We start from the raw sequence: 14630 nt of genomic DNA, 5'->3' as shown, positions 1-14630 counted from the left end.
ACAGAGCAACCAATCTATGGAATTCACCCTTTAAACATAGGCATGTTGATGATTTTTCTCTGAAAGTATGTACATCTAAAGTCAAGGATGTTCATGCGGTTACCTTGTCAGAAGGCACTTAGTTAAACAATACTTTTATCAATTGATTAGCCAGTTGCCCATACTCATACTGCTTAAGTGCAGCTTTACGGCCATTTTCCCCCATAGCCAGCCTTTCCTCTGCTGGCATCTGATAAAGGCTTAAGACAGCATCAGCCAGTTGCTCTGGAGCTTGGGCCGGGACTTGTAGCCCCGCCTTAGAGTCTTCGATTGGCTTATACTCACCAGACTCAATACCGTAAACAATCGGCTTACCTGAATAAAGGTAATCAAATAGTTTGTTAGGTGAGACACCAAATCGGAATAATGGGTCTTTTGTAAGCCCGATGTAACAAGCATCAAACTCGCTCAAAATAGACTGAATTTCAACTTTTGGAATGGGGTCAATAAAGAATATATTACGCAATTGTTTCTCTGCAACCAAAGACTGGAGAGCGGCTTTCTCTTTTCCCGCACCCACTAACACGAAGGCAATCTCAGTATATTCCTGCAACCGCTCAGCAGCTTCAATTAGCGTTTGCAACGCGTTAGCCACGCCCAGCGTACCTGTATAGCCAATGATAAATTTATTTTTTGGAAGCTGAGCGGCAGCAGTATGATTGAGTGGGATTTTTTGATTCACTTCATCTAAAGAGAACCCATTAGGCACCCAACTGAATTTATCACGCGCCATACCACGGCCAGCCATATGTTCAACAGAGTTTTTAAGATTAGATACAACCGCATCAGAGTCACGATAGGCTTTATCTTCCACCCACTGCATCAAACGAATAAAAGGATGCTTAGGTGAATAACCACCAATTTCAGTCAAGGTCAACGGCCAGATATCACGTACCTCAAAAACCAAACGGGCTTTGAATTTTTTAGCCAGTCGTTGAGCGCCTAAAAAAGCAATAAGTGAGGGAGAAGAAGATAAAACAGCATCCGGCTTATCAGCAATTTTTCGTGCCAATTTTTGAATCTGCCAAGGGAATAAAAACCAATTCAAAGCACGTTGCTTGCTGTGTGCTTCTGTATAATCAGGCATATTAACCCACACAAAATAGAAACCTTCTTCCAGCGTTTCTATTTTAAATGGCTGATTTAAAACTGGCTTTTCACGTAACAGATGGTGTGAAGCAGAAGCAATCAAATATACCTTATACCCCAGCTTTACTAGTTCACGCCCTAAGTAGTAATGGCGCCCTCCAATCCCCGTTGCCGGGGTAGACGCGTACTGTTGTACAATCCAAACTGTTTTACTCATATACTAGCCTTCAGGATAACATCCACAATCTGCTGTGCAGCTTTCCCGCCACCATACAGATTGTGTGTATCTTGGATTTTACGTCCAAGATTACGAGTAGCGGCTTCAATAATCTTTGTAATGTCAGCACCAACTAACTCATTAGCTCCCGCTTTTATCAGCTCTACCCATTCGGTTTGGTCACGCATCGTGACACAGGCCTTACCAAAGAAAAACGCTTCTTTCTGCACACCGCCGCTATCTGTCAGTACCAACTGGCAGTGATCTAGTAGCCAGACCATCTCAAAATAACCGACGGGATCAGTCAAATGAACGTTCAACTCAAGACCTTGTTCGGCGATCAGTTTGCGCGTCCGTGGGTGCAAAGGGAGTACAATAGGAGCCAAAGTCTGATGAAGTTGATTCAGTGCATTCACAATATTCGCCAAGCGCTCGGGGCTATCTGTGTTTTCAGCACGATGTAATGTAGCCAAAATAAACTCATCTGGCAGCTCACCTGCTGGTGCAACCGCTTTTTGGGCAAATAAGAGCGCCGCATCCTGCATTACGTCGCCAACTTGCAATACCCGTACCTGCTTGTTTGCAAAGCCTTCGTTATTCAGATTTTGCACTGCCGTATCCGTTGGGCAAAAGAGTAAATCACTCACTTGATCGGTGAGGATACGATTAATCTCTTCCGGCATTTGCATATTAAAGCTGCGCAAGCCTGCTTCAATGTGAGCAACAGGTATATGCAGTTTTGCTGCCGCAAGCGCGCCAGCAAGTGTTGAGTTGGTATCTCCATACACCAAGACACGATCTGGCTTATGGGTTAGCAAGGCCTGTTCAATTTCTTTCAGCATACGCCCGGTCATGTCACCGTGGCTACCACCGTGAATATCTAACTGAATATGCGGCCGTGGAATATTCAGTTGGTTGAAAAAAATATCCGACATATTGGCATCAAAATGCTGGCCCGTATGCAGCATAATCTCTTCAATACCGTCGACTTGCTGAATAGCGCGCGATACAACGCTAGCTTTAATAAACTGTGGACGTGCGCCTATGATGGTAAAAATTCTTTGCATCTTTGTCACTTATATGGATTTATAGAAATTAAGTAGTTTTTGCTCTTCGATACCCCAGTTGTACTTTTCCTGCACCGCTTTCTGGCCATTACGTCCCATTTGTTCAGCCTCAACAGGATGAGTAACCAGGTAGTCAATCGCTTCTGCTATCGTTTGAGGAGCCAGTGGATCAACACACAAGCCACACTGATTACCCTCAATAATTTGTTTCCAAAGGAGAAAATTAGAACCGATGACAGGAACAGCAGCACTCATGTATTCAAACATTTTGTTGGGTTGCGCATCGATGTGGTTAGGTGAAGGTAAAAAAGTAACCAAACCACCGACACAACGAGACAGTATATCACGAACATCTTCCCTCCCAACAAAACCTAGTGCATCTACACGTTGCCAACCTTTATCAGCATGGGCGGCTGCTTCAACAACATGCTCATTAAATTTACCTGCTAGCTGTAAACGCGCATCTGAGTGCAACATACCCATAGCTTGAACAACTTGAGATATACCTCGAATCTGTCCAATACCACCAACATACCCAACCTGTGCTTTTTTCTGTGACCAATCGACCTCATCAGTTGAGAGCTCGCCTAATAGTGGATAGTTGTTGATATCCACAGAACGCACCCCTATCGCAATAAACTTATCACGAATGTAAGGGGTCGCTGCAATAACGGCATCCAACTGACGACAGGCCCAATGCTCATAAATGGCAAAGGTTTTAGACAGCAACAACTTGGCTGGCTTATTTAGATAGGGTTTACCCAACAACTGCTTGGGTACATCTTCATGGGCATCAAAAATCACCACCTTGCCGTGCTTTTTGAGTTTCAAACCAATGGGGATTAATTCAGGATCATGCAGATGGTAGATATCTGCATCCAAGTCCAAAGCTTTAGTCAACACACGACCAGGTGCATTACGAATGCGATCCAAACGCCCTTTAGATGCGCCTACATCGTAGATAGACACATTGTTTTTAGTTTCATCACCCTTACCGTCTGCTACGACCAGTGATACCGAGTACCCATTTTTAGCAAGGGTTGTACATTCCTTTAGGAAAATACGGGTGTCATAGCGAGTGTGTACTGAAGACAAGTGAGCAATTTTATTCATCTCTGTGCCTTATTCTTAAGGCGAAAACACACCTTTCCTAAAAGCGCAAAAACACGCATAAGAAAACTGTTGAGCCCCTTTTCCCAGACTTCTATAACATGTTGAATATCTGGGTTGTTGACTCGCTTATTGAGCCACTTGAGTTGTGTAATTTGAAGATTATGATAAGAGGGTGTGCAAAAATTTAAGCCCTTAGCCTTAACACTATCCTCATAAAGAGACCAACCTGCATAACACCAAATACTGATATTTTGACAAAGTGAGTTTACAAGCTTGTCAAATAAATCTTGATGAACGTTACTGCCCGTAACATCAATATATTCACCGAGGCCTATCAATGCATAAAGAAAGCCATTAAGAACATGAGTTGGTTTAAGTGAAGGATACTCCTCAAGGAAAATAGAACCATCAGGTAGTACAGACTGTACGCCACTCTCAGTGATAGGCAAAAACAATGGTGTAAGTGATTTTTCTGCCTGGAGTAAGTACTTGTCCTCACCCGTCAATTTGTAAGCTCTGATAAGAACACTTGCTGCTTCACCTTGAGCCATGCAGGAGATCCAGGGTGATTTAAGCTGCCCCCAATCAAAGTTATATTCATAGCGTGCATTATCCAGATCAAGAAACCAGTTAGCACACTTCATAAAAATTTCTTTATCATTATCAAAGGCCTTATCAATGTATCGGTTGAAATGGGCTAATCCATAGGCTGCTATTCGTGTCGGATTATATTGCACACCAACCGACTGATAAAACCTGTAGGGTATTCCATTATCATCTAAAAGATTATAATAAAACCTATTGTTTTCTAATGTGAAATTCAAGCATATCGGATATAAAAAACCACTATTACTCTGCGTCACTAATGAAAAATCAGCCGTACCTAAGATATATTTAAAAACGTCTTGTATTATTTTTTTCATAATAGCCTTGTTAGTGCATCCTGACCTTTGTTTTAAGCATTTTATTTAAAAATCTTTGCAAACCCTTCATCATATTATATCTTGAGTCCCAGTTTTTAAACTCTTTATAAGAACGGCCAGGACTACTGGTCATTTCATCTAAATTCTCTACTGTGATTCCAAGTTTTTTCGCCACGAAGTGTTTGTCTTCTGTTAATTCAGCCTCATCATATAAAGGTTTATTTAGCTCATCAAGTGCTTCTTCTCTTGTAATATCACCTGAAAGAATACGGCTTGCTAAGTGAGAGCGCCTTTTATCAATATTAAACTTAGTGGGTAAGTAGTAGTTTTGAAAGAATTTAGTAAAGCGAGACTCACCATGCTTACGACCGTATGCTTTATAGCCTACTTTATCTTCCAGTTCCTTTTGTGCAAAGTCTTTAGAGTAAGGTAAATAATTGAGCGGTCTAATGACCTTCATCTTCTTAACAAAAGGGTAGTAAAAGTAATATTGTAGAAATCCAATAACTTTATAATCTTTCAGCGGAAGCTTACCAAACTTTCTATGAATAGCCTTTAAGTTAATAGCATCCATTGCGCCATGCTGCCAAGCCGATGCAATCACAGATTCTGTCGCAATATTTCCACCACTAATAACATAATTAATTTTGTTATCAACAGCAAAATGATATAGCGATGCAAAAAAAGCATGATCCTGAACAACATCCTGATTCGCCACACCCGCTTTCAGGTAAGCCAGTTGCAAATCGCGAACTTCTGGCCAGTTCATCACATGGGTATGCAGATCGTAGCCGCAATATTTGACGATTTTTTCAATGTTATATACTGCTAGCTCACTGTTCCAGCCTGCATCAACATGAACAACCAATGGCCTCATTCCGTACTCTTTCATTACCAATGCAAGATACGCACTATCCAGACCACCACTTAAACCAAGGATACAGTCATACTCGTAATTTTTGCGCTCTTCCTTGATTCGATTGAATATCTGCTCCAGTTGCTGCTTGCCTTCTTCGTTCGGAAACCAACGCTTACTGATTACATTGTCAAATTCATGACAATGGTTGCACATACCTTGCTCGTCAAATGTAATTTCAGGATCTGTTGTATCCATCACACAGCGAGTACACATTTGATAGCTACTGTTAGTCATAAAACCTCAATCTAAAAATAAATATTCAAGCTCATGGAAAGCAGGATAAGTCAAAAGTACCGCCTTGTACTTTCCATGAAAAGTAAAGTATGTACCCGCAGCAACGGCTGAAGCTCCGGCCATTTTAACAGCATCTTTAATATGCTCTAAACTACCAACACCACCCTGCACAATTACAGGTATTTCAACGACTGATGTGACTTTTTTAATTAAATCAAGATCTAAGCCCTGCGCTGAACCCTCGCGGTCAATAGACGTTAAAATAATCTCACCTGCACCGTATTGCTGTGCCTTTCTTGCATACTCGATTGGGCAAGTGCCAGTTTTACAGGTGCCATTTTTAGTGTATACCTCATATTTGCCAAACAAGCTTTTTTTAACATCAATCGCTACTACAATGCTTTGAGCACCAGCAATCTGACTGCATTTTGTGACCAACTCTGGGTTCAGATGAAATTCACTATTGATAATGACTTTTTCAACACCAAGCCGAAATAATTTCTCAACCTGATCAACACGGCTAATACCACCACCATACGCGATTGGCATAAAAGCTTCAGAAGCCATGTCACCAATTAGTTCATAATCAGGCTCACCACGATTAACACCGACAGAAATATCAACAAAAGCCAATTCATCAACTTCCTTTTCGTTGAAAATTCTTACCGCATTGATAGGATCACCTACATACTTATGCTTTTTAAATTTTTCACCTTTAACCAAACCACCATCCTGCAATAGCAAAACAGGGATAACACGCTTTTTTAACATTGGATTAACTCTATAAACTGCTTGAAAAGCTGTTTGCCAAACTTATGACTTTTTTCAGGATGAAACTGAACACCGAAGATATTATTTTTGCGAATGGCACAAGTAAATTCATAACCATAATGACAGATAGCCAATTTATTCTCACTTGGTACATCTGCCGCATGATATGAATGAACAAAATAAAAGCGATCTCGGCGATCTGCTTCAAGTGGTTGCAAAATCTCTGGTGATTCAGCGGGAAAAATTTCATTCCATCCCATATGAGGGATTACGTGGCGTTGTTCGCTAGTGAGCTTAGAGAAATCAAAGCGTTTGACCTCGCCTTTAATCCACCCCAATCCTGGTAATTGCCCTTCTTCACTCTTTTCAAGAACAAGCTGCATACCAAGACAAATGCCCAGGAAAGGTATTTTCTCATGTAATACCTTTTGTTCTAACATGGCCTTGAAAGGCTCCAAATGTTTCACACCGTGATCATAAGAACCAACCCCCGGCAGAATAATAGCTTTAGAATTTTCCAAACCAACTGATTGATCAACAATCTCTGCCTCTGCTCCTAGGTAACGTAACATATTCTTTATCGAGCCGCAGTTACCCATACCGTAATCAAGAATTTTTATCATTATGCTAACATCCTCTGATACCCTTCAAGCATTACCCTTTCCTGTTGCTCCCAAGCCTGACCCTGCGCAAACTGGTAAGCATTATTCGATAACTCGGTTAGATCTCGTTCAGCCAAGCGATCCACCGCTTCATTGAGCGCTTCAACAGAATACTCGGTAAGCACCACCCCAAAATCTGCTGCCTGAACAGCCTCAGCCATTTCTTTCATATCAGAGACGATCACAGGTATACCTGCCATTGCATATTCAAAGAGCTTATTTGGCATACAAAAATAATAAGAAAGGCAGGTATTCTCAATTAACGAAATACCAATATCGGCAGAGGCAGTATAGTCAAGGACAACATTAGGTGAAACGGCTGGAAAGTAAAAAATATTCTGATGGTTTTTTGCTGCCTGCTCTACTTCAGTTGTTAAATCCCCATACCCCATAAAAACAGCGACCACATGACTATCTTTTCTTTCTTTGAAAGCGTCCAATATGAGCTGCACACCACGCCCTTTCATCAAACCACCTTGATAAAGCAAAATCTTCTGATTTGGCAAAATACCCAAACGTTCACGGAAGAGGTTTTTTTTAGCTTGCAGACGAAACCTGGGCGAGTTTTTCACAACTAAGGGGCGTTCTATCTTGTAGGCATTGGCATACCAGTCTGCAATATTTTCGCCCACTACGATTATTAAATCACACGAACGGATGAATAAAGATTCTATATACTTAGAGATGCGCTGGCGAAAGCCGTTCAGCCCATTCTTTTCAGTTTCCAGTTCATGGGCATCATAAACCAGCTTCACCTTAAATAACTTCTTTAGTAGCCACCCTAATGGCAAAAGAGCGAGGGTATGGATATTGACAACCTGGGCTTTTTCCTTCCTCACCATCAATAAGCATTTGAACATAAATTCAATAAACTTGAACAACTGAAAAAATGCACTTTTAGGCAACTTTCGAGTTAGCAACCTGATTCTACAGACCTTTGCTTTTGACTTTATAGAGTCTGCAATAGGCAGATCATCAGCGCCAAGCGCGATAACAGTAAAAGAGTCAAAGGTTTCAGAAGCCTCAAGTGATGAAATTTCTTTAAGTACACGAGATTCGTTCCGAAACTCTGTTAGTGTTATATGAATATTTTTCATTATCTAAAACCCAAAGGCTTGGATATAAAACCAAGCGTAAACCAAAGAACAGGCCACTCGATACCAGTGGACAAGTTCGCAAAAAATAGAATATAGAGAAACAGAAAAATGGAATAAAGTGCAACCATACTTAGCTGATAACCATAAAGCCCAGTATACTTAGCTTGCTTAGTCTCACGATAAAGCTGTAGTAGTACATTCGTAAAAAGAGTCAGCACGGCTAGTAATCCTACCAGCCCCAAGTTAGCCATCACATAAGGGAAAAAACTATGCAGAGTTTTGCCTGCATTACCAGTGGTAAGATAAGCAACATTTATGTTACCTAAGAAGGGAGCATAGTTGAGTTGATTAGCTCCAGTTTCTAATAAAATATCCACTCTGCTTAGTAAAGAAGCATTAGAACCAGAACCAAAGCCTAGTAACCGCAAACTAGTAATATCAAAACCTGATATACCTATAATCAGCACCAGTGCCCCTACAAAAATAGCTAAGCCAATTAGAGCCATCAGGCTAAGATTTTTCACTAGGCGCTTCGACCAAGGTAAGACTAGTTTATGCTTGAGATAGCTCAGCCAGACTGTTTTTTTAGCAGTTACAAGAGACATAACCAGCGTAATAAGATAAACACCTAAAATAACAGCGGTTGCGCTATTAGAGCCAAAAAGCTGTGATCCAACTAATGCCATCAAGGTTGATAAGGTATATACGGACAACCAGAAAAACCTAGCTAAAATAGTAGCACCTTGAGCAATATTCTTTAATACTAGATTAAGGTAAGCGAATGAAACAATAATAAATGAAATTGATAAGAAATTTCCAGACCTTTGATAGCTACCATCAATATCTTTTAAGTAGAAAAGCGAATCATGTAGGCGCTGAGAGAAATTGTAGAGCATCCAGATAGATAGAAAATAAAAAAGTAAAATAATATATTTTTCTATCTTTATATCACTCCTAAGGCTAGCCAGACTATGCCTCGTTAAACCTAGTGATGCACCTGTAATATAAAACAATAAAACGCCACCAGTGGTAGCCACTGTTAGTTGTTTTAAATATTCAAGATCATTTAAATCAAAAACTATTCGAAAAGCTATCCAACATATTAGTAAAAGGAAGAAAAAAAAGTGGATATGGAAGTAGAGCTTTTTTTTTACCCAAAACATCGCAAATAACAAACTTGTCAAGCCCACAAACTCTATAAGTAAGTGTAAGGCAACTCCCATCTCACCAACATCAACAATGTTTGCATTGAGATAAATTAGTAATGTGGTGAGTTGAAGAATAATTATTATCTTTAATACAATGACTTTATTATATGGTATAAATCTCACAACTGACTTCCTAGAACATTTTTATAAATATTCCGTAAATTAGAATTTTTAAAGTATGAATTATGCCATAGTAAACCAAAAGTACCGCTTACCTGCTGACAGCTCATTTTCAATTGCTGAATTTTTTCTTCTGCGGCATCAGTTACACCTAACCCTAAGTAAACAGCATCAATCACCGTACATTCCATCACCACCAGCGGCCTGATTCGAAGGTTCAATTGCTCCTGAGCCACGGGATCAAAAGCAGGATATTCAAAACAGGTGCCGCAGCGAAAACCCGGCCTGTCGGCATAACCAAGTGTAGAATCATAAGTCATACCTGCACCCGCCCAAGCACGCATGGTGGTGGATTGTTCCCAGCGCAGGTAGTGCATTCGTCCACCCCATACATGTTGATCAATACTTTCTTCCGCACAGATACGTTTCAGCCGTTCTGCTTCTTGCTTAATCAACTCAGGCTGCTGGAAAGTACCGTAACTAGGATGCAACCCTATTTCATGACCGCGTTCGTGGATTCGGCGCATCAAATTACGGATCGCAGGATGCTCAGGCAAATAGTCAGCATCATGAGAATGATTGCCACCACAGATAAAATAAAATGCACTTTTGATGTTGTTAGCTTCAGATATATCCATCAACCACTCAAAAGTGTTGTAAGGATCGGCTGGGTGTAGCTGGCTGTGTGTCGCAAGTTTAACATAGGGCGCAGTAAAAAAAGCCTTGAGATCGCGCCGTTTCAGCAGGTGCCCCGCCATCATCCGGCCGATGGTCGGCCAAGGTTTAAAGCCATACATGCTCGGGCTATCTACATCGTGCGAGACCTTAATACTGAACTCATGTTGCTTTAACTCAATATCAGGCCAAACACGCTGAATAACCTGCCCTAGAATCATCAGCCATTCATCAACAATTGGGCGCTCAAGATAACCATGTTGATAAGCGTGAGAAAAAACCGCTGGAAAGCGTTGATGATTATCTAAATCCTTACGTCCAACTTCTTCTAACCTCGTTAGCGTCCAGTAGGTTAAACTGAGAATATCGTAGTGTAAAATTGCTCCTTGCTCAGTAAACTCAATAAGCGGGTCTGGTAGTGCGTTTAAGGAAGGGGCTGGTATGTAGTCTTCGATTGGCGCTATAAAGCCTTCGCTGGAAGCTTGCCACTGCTGACACGGAAAATCTGAACGCGACTGATGAAATATGCCTTGCAACCTAGCGAACGTTATGGAACCCTGACTATCATTTAAATAAAATTGTAGTGTATTAGGTTGTTGAGCCAGTATAAAACGATGGCCAAAACGTTCAAATAAAATGGTCTCGAGCCAACGTATTGCACCCTCAGAAAAATGAATCATGTATTACCTATCTTGGAGTTTACCTGCCGTAGCAATGTTGCTAAAAGATTTTATAGAGTGAGTAATCATTCGTTCAAAACTAAGCTTGACCTTTTAGGGCTTTTTTAAAATGAATTGCCGTATTTAACCAACGCGAAGGTCGATGAGTGAGTGCAAAGTATGGAGTTTGTTTTGCGCCAAAAGCTCTGAAGAAACGTTCAACTGGTTCAATCATCGAACCTTCAAAGTCAAATCGCTTTGTAACAGTTGATGCAAATTTAATTGCTTCCCACATACAAAGGCTCGTTGCACCACTATTTCTTAGATCAGGATCACCACCACCCATTAAGTAATACGCCGATTCACTATCCCAAACCAGCAAAACACCTGCATGATTTCTGCCTTCGTTATCTTGAGCAATAAACCAGCGACATTGATTACGATCTTTTGCTGTAAATACCAACTGGTTTACAAAGCTTTCGGAATAAGGTAACTGCATTCCTTGTCGTAAGAAGGTTTGACGATTAAGTAATAAAAAATCACTGAATGGCAAATTTTCCTTTACAACAAGATTAAACTTATTCTCAGCCTTGCGAATATCTGTTCTGATATTTGCAAGCGAGGAATCCCAAACATCATCGATATTAGATAAGTCATCAATCAGATAAGTATAACGCGTTATTTGCTCAAATCCTTTCCAGTAAAAAGGTAACCAGTTGGTATTGGAATAATGCCAGTTTTGGCTGAAGTAGTGATATTTTGGTAGTTGATCAATCAGTGCTTCCATCAAATCTTTTTGCTGTGAAAGCTGTTTACTGTATTTTGCCGTTGAAGGTCTAAGCCAAGGACCGAGTGTTTGGGTTAGTTTAGGTTGGGTCAATAGGGTTAGCCCAAATTTCTTCTGTATTATATAAGGCATTGTTGCCTGTATTTTGTCACCTTTCTCGACAATACACACATCCCAGTTATCTCCAGCAACGGCGTCTAACCACCAAGCTTGACTGAAAATTGGAATGGTAGGTTCTTCTTCACACAATTGACGATATTTTTCTTTATTGATCATTGATTCACTCAAAATTTAAAATTAAGTACGAAAAGTAAAGCTTTTTTTAAGCTGAAGTTTATATCAATAAAAATATAACCATCTGGAGTCGCCAGAGCTTTTCTTCCTTTATAACGCACTATCGCACCCGGCAGATCAATATTGTCCTTTCTCTCGTACTCTCCGACGACCCATCGCTGGCCTTTAAAAATGCCTTTGGGTTGATCATTAGCATTAAGCCAAAGCTCTGTACCACGTAGCACATGCCAAATTCGTTCTATCGGCCAATTTTGCCAATCTATAATTTCTTTGTGTTCTTCGGATTTTAAGTTTCTGGCTCGAAGAGTTGAACTATGGCTTGGCTGGGGAATTCGTGGTGCCGAACCCGATTTTATAGCTTGGATTGCCTTTACAAGCAGAGAAGAGCCAACACCACCAATTAGCTTATCCAGCCTTTCAGGTGACTTGATTCCTAAAGGGATATGCACACGTTCCTGAAAGATGATATCTCCAGTATCTTCACCTTCATCAATATAATGGACCGTTACACCTGGGTTCATTTCCATATTATAGTACTGCCAAAAATCTGGATTAGGCCCACGATACTCTGGCAACATTGATGGATGTAGGTTTATAACCCCATATTTGGGAATATCTATTAAATCTTTTTTAAGGAGTTGAGACATGCTAAAAACTACAATCAGGTCGGGGTTGAGTTCCTTAACCCAATTAGTTACCTCTGCATCTCTTCCTTTTGATATATAGTTATATCTTATATTTCTAATCTCACAGAATTGCTTCAACGTTTTCTTTCTCCCCAAGAAAATCCTGTGTATTTTTTGGGCAAACTGAAAAAGAAAAGGTTTTTCTTGCTTTTCACTCCAACCTCGTGGCATAGACTCAACGATACCTAAAATCTCATGGCCACTATCTAATACAGGTGAGACAATACGCGTCAACCCACTTGTAATTATCAGAATTCGCATATATGAATCACCAAAAATTCAATTTATTAATAGTTGCAATATTCAGCTTTCTTATGCTCTTCTTTATATTACTTTTAAATTCAGTCTCTGCATCTAATTCTGGAGATATTTCTTTTAAAACTTTTGAATTCATTAATGTATCTGAAGCCCACAACCTCAAGTTTCCTCTGAACCAATGTTCTTCCGGAATTGGCCAACCCATTTTGTCTTTTCGCCAGGTAATTTCATCAGGTAGTTTTTTGTCGAATGCTAGGCGAGCCAAGTATTTAGTCCAACCATTATGCATTTTATAACATGCAGGAACTTGAGCTAAAAACTCGACTAATCGATAGTCCATAAAGGGCATTCTGGATTCTATACTGTGTCCCATTGAAACACGATCAGAGTAATGAATAAGGTTAATTAATCCCTTTTCGATAGCAGATTTTAATTCTAAATTTAATTCAGTAGGTGGTTGTCGCCCTTTTATTTTTTTGAATAGCGCTTGATAAGCTTTCATACCGAAGATGAACTTAAAATTTGCCATTAAAAAACTAAGCAGTAACGTTTTTTTCGCACCTGGTATTTTTAAGAAATAAAAGAACTCTTTATATAAGTCAATCAATGAAATTGATGTTAAATAACTAGCGATGTAAGGTAGATACCCAGCTAACTGCTCATCAGCACCTTGGCCATCTAAAGTTACCTTTACACCTGATTCTTTCACTTTAATAAAGGTGTGCCAACCAGACATACAGGTACTTTCTGGTGGATTTTCCATGGCCCAAATCATTTTTTGATGCTCAACAGGAATATCACCTTCCTGAGGCTCTATTTGATTTGAATTAACATTCAGCGCCTTTGCTAGAAGGTCTATATATACGCTTTCATCACAATTCTGGGTACCATCAGACTTGTAAACAGAAGAAAAGGTTTCCTGTAGATCAGCTTTACCTTGAGCTCTTAACTGTTCGTTGACTAGGTAAACAATCGAGCTACTGTCTAAACCGCCTGAAAGTGCAGAACCCACTTTTACGTCGGCTCTTAAGCGTAGTCTTACCGCATCTGCTAGTAGGTCGTAATATTGTTTGGCGTATTCTTTGGCTTTATTGGGGCAGAAGCGTTCTTTGCTGGTATTAGTGGTTAATTCCCAGTACCGAGTAAACTTCGGTTGATTGAGCAGTTGTTCTTTGCTACCAAGAAAGTAGTGTGCAAAAGGAAAACGATAAACGTTAGCGAAAGCCGTTTCTGCATCGTACTCATTAGGCCCGTTTTCCACGTAGTTTTTCAGGTAGCTTTTGTTGGGTGCTTTTTCTACCAATCCACTAGCATAGAGACCTTTAACTTCACTACAAAATACAAATTTATTATTATCTAAGCTGTAATAAAGCGGTTTTTTCCCAAATCGGTCACGTGATATAAAAAAAACATCCTCTTTCTTATCATATAGAACGAATGCCCACATACCATTAAAACGGTCAAGACAATTTACTCCCCAGTAATCATATGCCGCCATAATGACTTCCGTATCGGTATCATTATTGAATCGATATCCTACATCAATAAGCTCTTTTTTTATTTCTATATAATTATAAATTTCGCCATTAAAAGTTATGATATATCTATCTTGATAAAGCATTGGCTGTTTACCATGCTCGGTTAAATCAACAATAGCTAATCTACGATGTCCAAAGAAAAAACCATCTCCATAATAATGCCCCTCACCATCAGGACCTCGATGAATTATTGAATCAGTCATTTTCTTAAGATTCGATTTATCTAATACGCCACTAAAAATATAACCAGCAATTCCACACATATTAAACCTTA

13 protein-coding genes are annotated in these 14630 nt (G+C 39.9%); all 13 read right to left on the bottom strand.

The window, feature by feature from the left end:
* Nucleotides 1-118 precede the first annotated feature (118 nt).
* The 13 genes from N5E84_RS14125 to asnB all read right to left on the bottom strand — a co-directional run bounded on the left by N5E84_RS14125 (nt 119) and on the right by asnB (nt 14619).
* Nucleotides 119-1345: a glycosyltransferase family 4 protein gene (locus tag N5E84_RS14125; RefSeq protein WP_010317081.1), complete on the bottom strand. Its 1227-nt coding sequence runs from the start codon at nt 1343-1345 to the stop codon at nt 119-121.
* Nucleotides 1342-2412, bottom strand: coding sequence for a non-hydrolyzing UDP-N-acetylglucosamine 2-epimerase (gene wecB, locus N5E84_RS14120; RefSeq protein ID WP_019282753.1), 1071 nt, complete (start codon nt 2410-2412; stop codon nt 1342-1344). The genes N5E84_RS14125 and wecB overlap by 4 nt, the downstream gene beginning before the upstream one ends.
* 9 nt (nt 2413-2421) lie before the next feature.
* Complete coding sequence (locus N5E84_RS14115; RefSeq protein ID WP_019282754.1) at nt 2422-3525, bottom strand: glycosyltransferase family 4 protein; 1104 nt, start codon at nt 3523-3525, stop codon at nt 2422-2424.
* A complete protein-coding gene (locus tag N5E84_RS14110) occupies nt 3522-4448 on the bottom strand; it encodes a D-glucuronyl C5-epimerase family protein (protein ID WP_010317086.1) in 927 nt (308 codons plus the stop codon). The genes N5E84_RS14115 and N5E84_RS14110 overlap by 4 nt, the downstream gene beginning before the upstream one ends.
* A 10-nt stretch (nt 4449-4458) precedes the next feature.
* Nucleotides 4459-5601, bottom strand: a complete 1143-nt coding sequence (locus N5E84_RS14105; protein ID WP_019282755.1) for an N-acetyl sugar amidotransferase — start codon at nt 5599-5601, stop codon at nt 4459-4461.
* 6 nt (nt 5602-5607) lie between these two features.
* Complete coding sequence (locus N5E84_RS14100; protein WP_019282756.1) at nt 5608-6372, bottom strand: AglZ/HisF2 family acetamidino modification protein; 765 nt, start codon at nt 6370-6372, stop codon at nt 5608-5610.
* The gene (gene hisH / locus N5E84_RS14095) at nt 6366-6995 is read right to left on the bottom strand and encodes an imidazole glycerol phosphate synthase subunit HisH (protein ID WP_019282757.1); all 630 of its coding nucleotides are present in this window, start codon (nt 6993-6995) and stop codon (nt 6366-6368) included. The genes N5E84_RS14100 and hisH overlap by 7 nt, the downstream gene beginning before the upstream one ends.
* Entirely contained in the window at nt 6995-8131 is a 1137-nt protein-coding gene (locus N5E84_RS14090; protein ID WP_019282758.1) for a glycosyltransferase, read from the bottom strand. Before N5E84_RS14090 ends, hisH begins: the two co-directional genes overlap by 1 nt.
* On the bottom strand, nt 8131-9462 hold the full coding sequence (locus N5E84_RS14085) for a hypothetical protein (RefSeq protein ID WP_069211953.1): 1332 nt from the start codon (nt 9460-9462) through the stop codon (nt 8131-8133). Before N5E84_RS14085 ends, N5E84_RS14090 begins: the two co-directional genes overlap by 1 nt.
* Nucleotides 9459-10814 (bottom strand): polysaccharide deacetylase family protein, encoded by a 1356-nt coding sequence (locus N5E84_RS14080; RefSeq protein ID WP_069211954.1) that lies wholly within the window; start codon nt 10812-10814, stop codon nt 9459-9461. The genes N5E84_RS14085 and N5E84_RS14080 overlap by 4 nt, the downstream gene beginning before the upstream one ends.
* A 79-nt stretch (nt 10815-10893) precedes the next feature.
* Nucleotides 10894-11856: a GNAT family N-acetyltransferase gene (locus tag N5E84_RS14075; RefSeq protein WP_019282761.1), complete on the bottom strand. Its 963-nt coding sequence runs from the start codon at nt 11854-11856 to the stop codon at nt 10894-10896.
* A gap of 8 nt (nt 11857-11864) precedes the next feature.
* A complete protein-coding gene (locus tag N5E84_RS14070) occupies nt 11865-12821 on the bottom strand; it encodes a methionyl-tRNA formyltransferase (protein WP_019282762.1) in 957 nt (318 codons plus the stop codon).
* Nucleotides 12822-12828: 7 nt separating this feature from the next.
* Nucleotides 12829-14619 carry an asparagine synthase (glutamine-hydrolyzing) gene (gene asnB / locus N5E84_RS14065; RefSeq protein WP_019282763.1) on the bottom strand — a complete coding sequence of 597 codons (1791 nt, stop codon included), beginning with the start codon at nt 14617-14619 and terminating at the stop codon, nt 12829-12831.
* Between the last annotated feature and the right edge of the window lie 11 nt (nt 14620-14630).

Origin of the sequence: Vibrio sp. J502 (assembly GCF_025397955.1) — a bacterium.
In the GTDB taxonomy this organism is placed as follows: domain Bacteria; phylum Pseudomonadota; class Gammaproteobacteria; order Enterobacterales; family Vibrionaceae; genus Vibrio; species Vibrio anguillarum.
This window is presented reverse-complemented; position numbering and strand designations above follow the sequence as displayed.

What these genes read in the sequence shown, in the direction of transcription:
- N5E84_RS14115 (WP_019282754.1), bottom strand. Translation starts at nt 3,525, where the DNA reads ATGAATAAAATTGCTCACTTGTCTTCAGTACACACTCGCTATGACACC.
- asnB (WP_019282763.1), bottom strand. Translation starts at nt 14,619, where the DNA reads ATGTGTGGAATTGCTGGTTATATTTTTAGTGGCGTATTAGATAAATCG.
- N5E84_RS14110 (WP_010317086.1), bottom strand. Translation starts at nt 4,448, where the DNA reads ATGAAAAAAATAATACAAGACGTTTTTAAATATATCTTAGGTACGGCT.
- N5E84_RS14080 (WP_069211954.1), bottom strand. Translation starts at nt 10,814, where the DNA reads ATGATTCATTTTTCTGAGGGTGCAATACGTTGGCTCGAGACCATTTTA.
- N5E84_RS14075 (WP_019282761.1), bottom strand. Translation starts at nt 11,856, where the DNA reads ATGATCAATAAAGAAAAATATCGTCAATTGTGTGAAGAAGAACCTACC.
- N5E84_RS14105 (WP_019282755.1), bottom strand. Translation starts at nt 5,601, where the DNA reads ATGACTAACAGTAGCTATCAAATGTGTACTCGCTGTGTGATGGATACA.
- hisH (WP_019282757.1), bottom strand. Translation starts at nt 6,995, where the DNA reads ATGATAAAAATTCTTGATTACGGTATGGGTAACTGCGGCTCGATAAAG.
- N5E84_RS14100 (WP_019282756.1), bottom strand. Translation starts at nt 6,372, where the DNA reads ATGTTAAAAAAGCGTGTTATCCCTGTTTTGCTATTGCAGGATGGTGGT.
- N5E84_RS14070 (WP_019282762.1), bottom strand. Translation starts at nt 12,821, where the DNA reads ATGCGAATTCTGATAATTACAAGTGGGTTGACGCGTATTGTCTCACCT.
- wecB (WP_019282753.1), bottom strand. Translation starts at nt 2,412, where the DNA reads ATGCAAAGAATTTTTACCATCATAGGCGCACGTCCACAGTTTATTAAA.
- N5E84_RS14125 (WP_010317081.1), bottom strand. Translation starts at nt 1,345, where the DNA reads ATGAGTAAAACAGTTTGGATTGTACAACAGTACGCGTCTACCCCGGCA.
- N5E84_RS14090 (WP_019282758.1), bottom strand. Translation starts at nt 8,131, where the DNA reads ATGAAAAATATTCATATAACACTAACAGAGTTTCGGAACGAATCTCGT.